General features: G+C 65.0%; 7 protein-coding genes. 2 read left to right on the top strand and 5 right to left on the bottom strand.

Annotated elements, in window-relative coordinates; genetic code table 11:
* The 4 genes from ACP693_RS17520 to rpsL all read right to left on the bottom strand — a co-directional run.
* Positions 1–308: GTP-binding protein (locus ACP693_RS17520; RefSeq protein ID WP_426050110.1), on the bottom strand; the 308-nt coding region annotated here is incomplete at its 3' end.
* A gap of 109 nt (positions 309–417) precedes the next feature.
* On the bottom strand, positions 418–2,496 hold the full coding sequence (fusA, locus tag ACP693_RS17515; RefSeq protein ID WP_135195310.1) for an elongation factor G: 2,079 nt from the start codon (positions 2,494–2,496) through the stop codon (positions 418–420).
* A 178-nt stretch (positions 2,497–2,674) separates the two neighbouring features.
* On the bottom strand, positions 2,675–3,148 hold the full coding sequence (rpsG, locus tag ACP693_RS17510) for a 30S ribosomal protein S7 (protein ID WP_135195309.1): 474 nt from the start codon (positions 3,146–3,148) through the stop codon (positions 2,675–2,677).
* Positions 3,149–3,229: 81 nt separating this feature from the next.
* Positions 3,230–3,604: a 30S ribosomal protein S12 gene (gene rpsL / locus ACP693_RS17505; protein WP_008260482.1), complete on the bottom strand. Its 375-nt coding sequence runs from the start codon at positions 3,602–3,604 to the stop codon at positions 3,230–3,232.
* A 395-nt stretch (positions 3,605–3,999) separates the two neighbouring features.
* Between rpsL and ACP693_RS17500 the strand changes: the two genes are divergently transcribed.
* Both ACP693_RS17500 and ACP693_RS17495 read left to right on the top strand, forming a co-directional pair.
* Positions 4,000–4,713, top strand: a complete 714-nt coding sequence (locus ACP693_RS17500) for a hypothetical protein (RefSeq protein WP_426016401.1) — start codon at positions 4,000–4,002, stop codon at positions 4,711–4,713.
* A complete protein-coding gene (locus ACP693_RS17495; RefSeq protein WP_426016400.1) occupies positions 4,710–5,489 on the top strand; it encodes a hypothetical protein in 780 nt (259 codons plus the stop codon). The genes ACP693_RS17500 and ACP693_RS17495 overlap by 4 nt, the downstream gene beginning before the upstream one ends.
* 60 nt (positions 5,490–5,549) lie before the next feature.
* Here the strand turns inward: ACP693_RS17495 and rpoC are convergent, their stop codons facing one another.
* A complete protein-coding gene (gene rpoC / locus ACP693_RS17490) occupies positions 5,550–9,746 on the bottom strand; it encodes a DNA-directed RNA polymerase subunit beta' (RefSeq protein WP_409718734.1) in 4,197 nt (1,398 codons plus the stop codon).
* Positions 9,747–9,903 lie beyond the last annotated feature (157 nt).

Below are 9,903 nucleotides of genomic sequence, written 5' to 3'. Positions count from 1 at the left end.
ATCGCGCCGTCCATCTGCGCGGCGCCGGTGATCATGTTCTTCACATAGTCGGCGTGGCCGGGGCAGTCGACGTGGGCATAGTGACGGTTGGCCGTCTCATATTCCACGTGGGCGGTGTTGATCGTGATGCCGCGGGCCTTTTCTTCCGGCGCAGCGTCGATGTCAGCGTAGGCCATAGCCTTCGCGCCGCCGGCCTTCGCCAGCGTCATCGTGATCGCAGCCGTCAGCGTCGTCTTGCCGTGGTCAACGTGGCCGATCGTGCCGATGTTGCAATGCGGCTTGTTCCGTTCGAACTTTTCCTTGGCCATTTTCTAGCTCCTAAGGTCCCCGAACCGGGGTTCCTGCAGTTTGGGGGTTAAGGACGCCCGGTCCTTACGGTCCGGGCGCATATAGGTCCGCTTTCCGAAAAGGGAAAGCTTAGGCGTACTTTTTGATCACTTCGTCGGCGACGTGTTGCGGCACCGGCTCGTAGTGATCGTATTGCATCGTGAACTGGGCGCGGCCCTGCGACATGCCGCGCAGCGTGTTCACATAGCCGAACATGTTGGCCAGCGGCACGAAGGCGTTCACGACGGTGGCGTTGCCGCGCATGTCCTGACCCTGGATCATGCCGCGACGGCCGTTCAGGTCGCCGATGACCGAACCGAGGTATTCCTCGGGGGTCACGACCTCGACCGCCATGATCGGCTCAAGCAGCTTCGGAGCGCCCTTTTCCTTCAGTTCGCGGAAGGCGGCGCGGGCCGCGATTTCGAACGCCAGCACGCTGGAGTCGACGTCGTGGTACTTGCCGTCCGTCAGGGTCGCCTTGAAGTCGATCAGCGGGAAGCCCGCCAACAGACCCGAGTCCTTGATGGAGTTCAGGCCCTTTTCGACGCCGGGGATGTATTCCTTGGGCACTGCGCCGCCGACGATCGAGTTCTCGAACACGAAGCCCGAGCCCGGCTCGCCGGGTTCGAAGGTCAGCATGACGCGGGCGAACTGGCCCGTACCGCCGGTCTGCTTCTTGTGCGTGTAGTCGATGTCGACCTTGCGGCCCAGCGATTCACGATAGGCGACCTGCGGCGCGCCGATGGTGGCCTCGACCTTGTAGGTGCGCTTCAGGATGTCGATCTTGATGTCGAGGTGAAGCTCGCCCATCCCCTTCAGGATCGTCTGGCCCGACTCGTGGTCGGTCGAGACGGTGAAGGAGGGATCTTCCGAAGCCAGCTTGGCCAGGGCGACGCCCAGCTTCTCCTGGTCGGCCTTGGTCTTGGGCTCGACCGAGATCTCGATGACCGGGGCCGGGAACTCCATCTTCTCCAGGATGACGGGCGACTTCAGCGGATCGCACAGGGTGTCGCCGGTGCGGGTGTCCTTCAGGCCGGCCAGGGCGACGATGTCGCCGGCGTAGGCTTCCTTGACGTCTTCACGGTTGTTGGAGTGCATCTGCAGCATCCGGCCGACGCGCTCTTTCTTGTCGCGGCTGGAGTTCAGCAGGCTCATGCCCGTTTCCATCTTGCCCGAATACAGGCGGCAGAAGGTCAGCGAGCCGACGAAGGGGTCGTCCATGATCTTGAAGGCCAGGACCGACAGGGGCTCGTCGTCCGACGCCTTGCGAACGACGGGCTCTTCGGTCTTGAAGTCGATGCCCGGCGTCGGCGGGATGTCCAGCGGCGACGGCAGGTAGTCGACGACGGCGTCCAGCAGCGTCTGCACGCCCTTGTTCTTGAAGGCCGAGCCGCACAGGATCGGATAGAAGGCGCCGGTCAGCACGGCCTTGCGGATGCACTTCTTCAGCACTTCGACCGAAGGCTCGGTGCCTTCGAGGTAGGCTTCCATCGCCTCGTCGTCCAGTTCGACGGCGTTGTCGATCAGGTACTGGCGGGCTTCATTGGCCTTGTCGACCAGGTCAGCCGGGATCTCGCCGACAGTGAAGTTGGCGCCCAGGGCGTCGTTGTCCCAGACGACCGAACGCATTTCGACGATATCGACCAGGCCGGTCAGCGAGGACTCGGAACCGATCGGGAACTGGATCGGCACGGCCTTGGCGCCCAGGCGGTCGCGGATCGACTGGACCGAGGCGTCGAAGTCGGCGCCGATCTTGTCCATCTTGTTGACGAAGACGATGCGCGGCACCGAATATTTGTCGGCCTGACGCCAGACGGTTTCCGTCTGCGGCTCGACGCCGGCGTTGCCGTCCAGCACCGTCACGGCGCCGTCGAGGACGCGCAGCGAACGTTCGACTTCAATGGTGAAGTCCACGTGGCCGGGGGTGTCGATGATGTTGAGGCGCTTTTCTTTCCAGAAAGCGGTCGTCGCGGCGGACGTGATCGTGATGCCGCGTTCCTGCTCCTGGTCCATCCAGTCCATGGTCGCGGCGCCGTCGTGGACTTCGCCGATCTTATGGTTCTTGCCGGTGTAATATAGGATCCGCTCGGTCGTCGTCGTCTTGCCCGCATCGATGTGGGCCATGATGCCGAAGTTGCGGTAGTCCTTGAGCGCGTGCGTGCGGGCCATGAAAGCGTGCCTTGCCAGAAATTCGGACGCCACCGGCGCCCTTTGGGAATGTTCTCAGGACGCGGACAGCGCCCTCGGGAGATCGGTCTGTGCGGATAAGCGAGCGCGGGCGATTTAGCTCAAACCGCCCGCGCCGGATAGTCTTAGATAGTGACCGCAGTTGGCGGTTTTAAGACGCTTACCAGCGATAGTGGCTGAAGGCGCGGTTGGCTTCGGCCATCTTGTGGGTGTCTTCGCGCTTCTTGACTGCCGTGCCGCGGTTGTTCGAGGCGTCCAGCAGCTCGGCGGCCAGCTTTTCCGTCATGGTGTTCTCGCCACGCTTGCGCGCAGCATTGACCAGCCAGCGGATCGCCAGGGCGCGACGGCGCTCGGGGCGGACTTCGACGGGCACCTGATAGGTGGCGCCGCCGACGCGACGCGAACGGACTTCGACCGACGGTGCGACGTTGTCCAGGGCGGCGTGGAAGGTCGCGACCGGCTCTTGGTCTTTCTTCTTGTCGGCCAGGATGTCGAAGGCGCCGTAGACGATGTTTTCGGCGACGGCCTTCTTACCTTCGTACATGACGTAGTTCATGAACTTGGTGACGATCAGGTCCCCGAACTTGGGATCCGGCAGAACTTCACGCTTCTGGGCGCGGTGACGACGCGACATAGATTATTCCTTGCAGTGCCCGGCGCACGCCGGGAAGATCTCGAAAAGGCCTCCGGGCGCGGCGGCCCGGAGAGGAATGGCTTACTTCGGACGCTTGGCGCCGTAGTGCGAACGACGCTGCTTGCGGTCCTTGACGCCTTGCGTGTCGAGCACGCCGCGCAGGATGTGGTAGCGAACGCCGGGAAGGTCCTTCACGCGGCCGCCGCGGATCAGAACAACCGAGTGTTCCTGAAGGTTGTGGCCTTCACCGGGGATGTAGCAAACGGCTTCGTAGCCGTTCTTGGCCAGACGGACCTTGGCGACCTTACGCAGAGCCGAGTTGGGCTTCTTCGGGGTCGTGGTGTAGACGCGGGTGCAGACGCCGCGACGCTGGGGCGAACCCTCCAGAGCCGGCACCTTGTTACGGGTGGGCTTGGGCTTGCGCGGCTTGCGGATCAGTTGGTTGATCGTAGGCATTCGAAACTTATCTCGACTTCTGATGGAGGCGTGTGTCTTTCGACCGAAGCGCCTCTCGCCTTCTTGTGAACGGGGGACCATCCCCTCGCCCGGGTGTCATCGAGACTGAGAGCATGACCGCCCAAACAGAAAAACCGGAACGCGCGCTTTGGGCGTTCCGGCGGCGCACAGGCCGTCCGTTAAGTTGTCACGATCTCAGCAACCGGCGAACCGGCCACGCCTCGAAAGTGGGCGGCTTCTACGCGCGATAGGGGCCAAGGTCAAGGAGGCGGCGTTAACACCTCGCCACCGCCGCCCAGTCCCTCAAAGCTTGGCCGTCTCCATTAGAACCGCAAGTTGCCTGAAACCCGCCACGCTTCGCGTCCAGCTTGATCCGAACGAAGGGTGACGGGGCGATGACCGCGACTGCAATCAGTCGAACGGGGCGGGCACAGCTAGACTGGCGCAAGGCCGGGCTGGCGGCGACCGCCGTGGGCCTCAACGCCGGCGCGATCGCCCTGCTGTCCCTGACCGACCTCGGTCCGCGCAATCGGCCGCTGCGAAGCGAACCGATGATCGTCTATCTGGATGACGCCTGGCCACGGCTGGCGCGTGCGCCGCAAGCAACGGCTCACGTCGCTGACGGGCCTGCGTCCGCCACCCCGCCTCGCGATATGACGCCCACGACGCGGAATGATTCGCCGGGATCGGAGATCTCAGAAACCGCGCCGGCCTCCGCGCCCTCGGCCAGTCCCGCCGCGGATGAAGCCATCGACGCTAGGTGGCGGGTCGGGTCGGTCACGCCGGGATCAGGCGCCGGGATCCTGTCCTGCGACGCTCCTCACCGACTGTACCCCGACGCGCGACGCCGCTGCGAGGAACGCTGGGCCGGACGCGAGAACGCGCGCGCCATCGTCGAGACAGGGAATGCGGAGCGCGACGCGACCTTCACCCGGCACGGCGCGCGCCGTCTGGCCGCGTGGGAGGCGCAGCGCGCCATGCCCGTCCGAGGCGATCCGCCGTGCGAACGGCCCAACCCGGTCGCCGGTTGTGAAGGCGTGAACGTGCAAGTCGAGCTATTCTCCTCGCGGGACGGCTTCCTACCCAATCTCAGAAAGCGCCGCGAATGACCGCCCTGCCCCCGCCCCGCCCCAGACGACCCGACTGGCGCAAGGCTGGGCTGGCGACGGCCTCGGTCGTCATCAACACGGCCCTGATCGCCTTCCTGTCGTTCACGGCGCCCGGCATCAAAAAACCCGACTTCGTTTCAGAGCCGCCGCCGATCTATGTCGACATCACGCCGCGCCCTCTCCTGCCCGACGAGCAGCCGCGCATCCCGGTCCAGACGCCCCCCGCCAGCGACGCCACGACGACGCCTCGCAACGCCCGCGAAATCGTCGCCGCCCCGTCTACGCGCCCGAAGACGCCGCAGGATGTCCGCCCCGCGCCCCTTCGCCCCCGGATCGCCGCGCCCTCGCCCCAGGGCGTCCCCGCCCCGCCCGACGCCTGGACGGTCAATCCGAACGACCGTTCGAACGCCATGGCCCGCACCCTGCGCCAAGGCCTGATCGGCTGCTCAACGCCCCAGCAACTCAGCACTGCCGAGCGCGCCAACTGCCGCGACGACGCCATGCGGCGCGGCCTGAACGCCGCCCCCATCACCGGCACCGGCGATCCCGAGCGCGACGCCGCCTTCGCCCGCGAGGGTGCGCGTCGTCTGGCGGAATGGGAGCAACGCCGCCGCCCCTTGTCCGGCGGCGTGGGCGTGGTTGGCCCGGCGGACTGCGTGGGATCGAACTTTGGCACGGGCTGCGCCGGCGCCCAGCTGCCCAGCGTCCCCGGCGTGGATATGCGCCAAGGCGCCGAGACGACGATCAACCGAGGCGAACGCCGCCGTCAGCCATAGAAAAAGGGCGGCGCCGTTTCCAGCGCCGCCCCTTCATGTCTTCGCCTCCGAAACGGAAGATCAGCTTTCGCTGCTCTCCAGCTCCAGTTGCAGATCGGCCGGCAACGGCTCGATCGAGTCTTCGCGGGCCTGGGTCAGCTCTGCGTCGCGATCGTTGGCGATCTTCTGCAGGGCGCGCAGGTAGGCGCCGGTGCCTGCCGGGATCAGTCGGCCGACGATGACGTTTTCCTTCAGGCCTTCCAGCATGTCCTTCTTGCCGTGGACCGAGGCGTCGGTGAGGACGCGGGTGGTCTCCTGGAAGGACGCCGCCGAGATGAAGCTGCGGGTCTGCAGCGACGCCTTGGTGATGCCCAGCAGGACGGGCTGGGTGGTGGCCTGACGGCCGCCACGCTTCTCGACCTTCTGGTTTTCCAGAACGGCTTCGGCGACTTCGACGGTGTCGCCGCGGATCAGGGTGGTTTCACCCGAATCCAGGACTTCGACCTTCTGCAGCATCTGACGCACGATGACTTCGATGTGCTTGTCGTTGATCGGCACGCCTTGCAGTCGATAGACCTCCTGCACTTCGTTCACCAGATACTCGGCCAGCGCCTCGACGCCCTGGATGCGCAGCAGGTCGTGCGGATCCGGGTTGCCATCGATGATGTAGTCGCCCTTCTGGATCAGGTCGCCGTCCTGGACGGAGATGTACTTGCCCTTCGGGATCAGGAACTCGACCGGTTCGGCCTGCACGCCGTCGGCGTTGACTTCCGGCGTGATCTTGATGCGGCGCTTGTTCTTGTAGTCGCGACCGAATTCGACGCGACCATCCATTTCGGCGATGACCGCGCAGTCCTTGGGACGGCGAGCTTCGAACAGTTCGGCGACGCGCGGCAGACCGCCGGTGATGTCGCGGGTCTTGGCGCCTTCGGTCGGAACGCGGGCGATGATCTCGCCCGGCTTGACCTCGTCGCCGTTCGACACGGACAGAACCGCGCCCACGGGCAGCAGGTAACGAGCGTCTGAGCCTGAGGCCAGCTTGGCGTAGCCGTCACCCAGGGTGACGCCCATGGCCGGACGCAGGTCCGAACCGCGCGGGCTTGCGCGCCAGTCGCTGACGACGCGCTGGGCGATACCCGTCGCTTCGTCGGTTTCTTCCTTGACCGACAGGCCTTCGACCAGATCCTCGAAGCGAATGATGCCGCCGACTTCCGTCAGGATGGGGGTGGTGTAGGGGTCCCACTCCGCCAGACGTTGGTTCTTCTTGACCTCGCTGCCTTCCTTGACGCGGATGCGGGCGCCGTAAGGGGCCTTGTGCGTCTCGCGGTCCTTGCCGTCCACGACCACGGTCACGATGACGTTGCGGCTCATGGAGACCAGGTCGCCGTGGGCGGCGATGACGGTCGGGCCGGTGATCTTGGCCACGCCTGCGTTGGTCGCCTCCATGAAGGAGGTTTCCGCCACCTGCGCCGTACCGCCGATGTGGAAGGTCCGCATGGTCAGCTGGGTGCCCGGCTCGCCGATCGACTGGGCGGCGATGACGCCGACCGCTTCGCCGATGTTGACGTTGGTGCCGCGCGCTAGGTCACGCCCGTAGCAGTGGGCGCAGATGCCGGCTTCCGCCTCGCAGGTCAGGGCCGAACGGACCTTGACCGACTGGACGCCGGCGGCCTCGACGACCTCGGCGACCTCTTCCACCAGATAGGTGTCGGCGGGGAACAGGACGTTATCGGTGCCCGGCTCCTTGATGTCCTCGGCCGCGTAGCGACCCAGGATGCGCTGACCCAGCGAGACCAGCACGTCGCCGCCTTCCATGACCGCCCGCAGCGTGATGCCGCGCGTCGAGCCACAGTCGATCTCGGTGACGATCGAGTCCTGCGCAACGTCCACCAGACGACGGGTCAAGTAACCCGAGTTGGCGGTCTTCAGCGCGGTGTCGGCCAGACCCTTACGGGCGCCGTGGGTGGAGTTGAAGTATTCAAGGACGGTCAGGCCTTCCTTGAAGTTCGAGGTGATCGGCGTCTCGATGATCTCGCCGGAAGGCTTGGCCATCAGGCCGCGCATGCCGCCCAGCTGCTTCATCTGCGCCTGCGAGCCACGGGCGCCGGAGTTGGCCATCATGAACACCGAGTTGATGTCGGGGTTTTCACCCTCGATCAGCACGCGCGGTTGCGCGATCTCGGCCATCATGGCGTCGGCGATCCGATCCGTCGCCTTGGACCAGGCGTCGACCACCTTGTTGTACTTCTCGCCGCGCGTGATCAGGCCGTCGGCGTACTGTTGTTCGTACTCCTCGACCTGGGTGCGGGTCTCGGCGACCAGTTCGACCTTCTTGGCCGGGATCACGATGTCGTCCTTGCCGAACGAGATGCCGGCTTTGGCGGCTTCGCGGAAGCCCAGGCCCATCATCTGGTCGGCGAAGATCACCGTCGCCTTCTGACCGCAGTGGCGATAGACCACGTCGATCAGATTGCCGATTTCCTTCTTGGTCAGGTTCTTTTCGAGCAGGCGATAGCCGACGTTCGGATTGCGCGGCAGCAGAGCCGCCAGCTTCATCCGGCCCGGCGTGGTGTCGATCACCTTCGTGATCTCCTTGCCTTCGGCGTCCTGTTCCGTCCAGCGCGCCTTGATGCGCGTGTGCAGGGTGACGACCTTGGCGTCCAGCGCGGCGTCGATCTCGCCGATGTTGGCGAACAGCTTGCCTTCACCCGGCTCGCCGTCCTTGACCAGCGACAGATAGTACAGGCCCAGGACGATGTCCTGCGACGGCACGATGATCGGCTTGCCGTTTGCGGGCGACAGGATGTTGTTCGTCGACATCATCAGGACGCGCGCTTCCAGCTGGGCCTCAAGGCTCAGCGGGACGTGAACGGCCATCTGGTCGCCGTCGAAGTCGGCGTTGAACGCCGTACAGACCAGCGGGTGCAGGCGGATGGCCTTGCCCTCGATCAGCTTGGGCTCGAACGCCTGGATGCCCAGACGGTGAAGCGTCGGCGCGCGGTTCAGCAGGACCGGGTGTTCGCGGATGACCTCGTCCAGGATGTCCCAGACGGCGGGTTGCTCGCGCTCGACCATGCGCTTGGATTGCTTGACGGTGCCCGACAGGCCCTTGGCGTCAAGGCGCGCATAGATGAACGGCTTGAACAGCTCCAGCGCCATCTTCTTGGGCAGGCCGCACTCGTGCAGCTTCAGTTCCGGTCCCACGGTGATGACCGAACGGCCCGAATAGTCGACGCGCTTGCCCAGCAGGTTCTGACGGAAGCGGCCTTGCTTGCCCTTCAGCATGTCGGCCAGCGACTTCAGCGGACGCTTGTTGGCGCCCGTGATGACGCGACCGCGACGGCCGTTGTCGAACAGCGCATCGACGGACTCTTGCAGCATCCGCTTTTCGTTACGGATGATGATGTCCGGCGCCCGCAGCTCCATCAGGCGCTTCAGGCGGTTGTTGCGGTTGATCACGCGGCGATACAGGTCGTTCAGGTCGGAGGTCGCGAAACGACCGCCGTCCAGCGGCACCAGAGGACGCAGTTCCGGCGGAATGACCGGCACGATGGTCAGGATCATCCACTCGGGCTTGTTGCCCGATTCCAGGAAGGCCTCGATCAGCTTCAGGCGCTTGGACGCCTTCTTGGCCTTCATTTCCGACGGGCTGTCCGCCAGCTCGCCGCGGTGCTTTTCAGCCTCGGCGTGCAGGTCGATGCCCATCAGCAGGTTGCGGACGGCCTCGGCGCCGATCTCGGCGGTGAAGCCGTCGTCGCCGAACTCTTCCTGGTAACGGTAGAACTCGTCTTCCGTCAGCAGTTGGTTCTGCTTCAGCGGGGTCAGGCCCGGCTCGGTGACGATGTAGTTCTCGAAGTACAGGACGCGTTCCACGTCCTTCAGCGCCATGTCCAGCATCAGCGAGATGCGCGACGGCAGCGACTTCAGGAACCAGATGTGGGCGACCGGGGCGGCCAGGTCGATGTGACCCATGCGCTCGCGGCGAACGCGAGCCAGCGTGACTTCGACGCCGCACTTCTCGCAGATGATGCCCTTGTACTTCATGCGCTTGTACTTGCCGCACAGGCATTCGTAGTCCTTGGTCGGGCCAAAGATACGCGCGCAGAACAGGCCGTCACGCTCGGGCTTGAACGTGCGGTAGTTGATGGTTTCCGGCTTCTTGATCTCGCCGAACGACCACGACCGAATCTTCTCCGGCGAGGCCAGGGCGATCTTGATCTGGTCGAAGGTCGGGGTGACCGGGACCGGGTTGAAGATGTTCAGGACTTCCTGGTTCATCTTGTTTTCCTTCTGCGGACTTGCCGCGAAAATTCAGAATGGAGACCCACCAATCCTCCCCCATCGGGGGAGGTGGCGCGGCGCTTCTTCGCGCCGTGACGGAGGGGGCCCGCCGCAAGTTCGGTGTCTGGGGCTAGCCCTCTCCACCGCTACGCGG

The sequence above is a fragment of the Brevundimonas sp. TWP1-3 genome (assembly GCF_049896085.1).
Lineage (GTDB): Bacteria > Pseudomonadota > Alphaproteobacteria > Caulobacterales > Caulobacteraceae > Brevundimonas.
The sequence above is the reverse complement of the archived record's forward strand: the minus strand, read 5'-3'. Positions and strand labels throughout refer to the sequence as shown.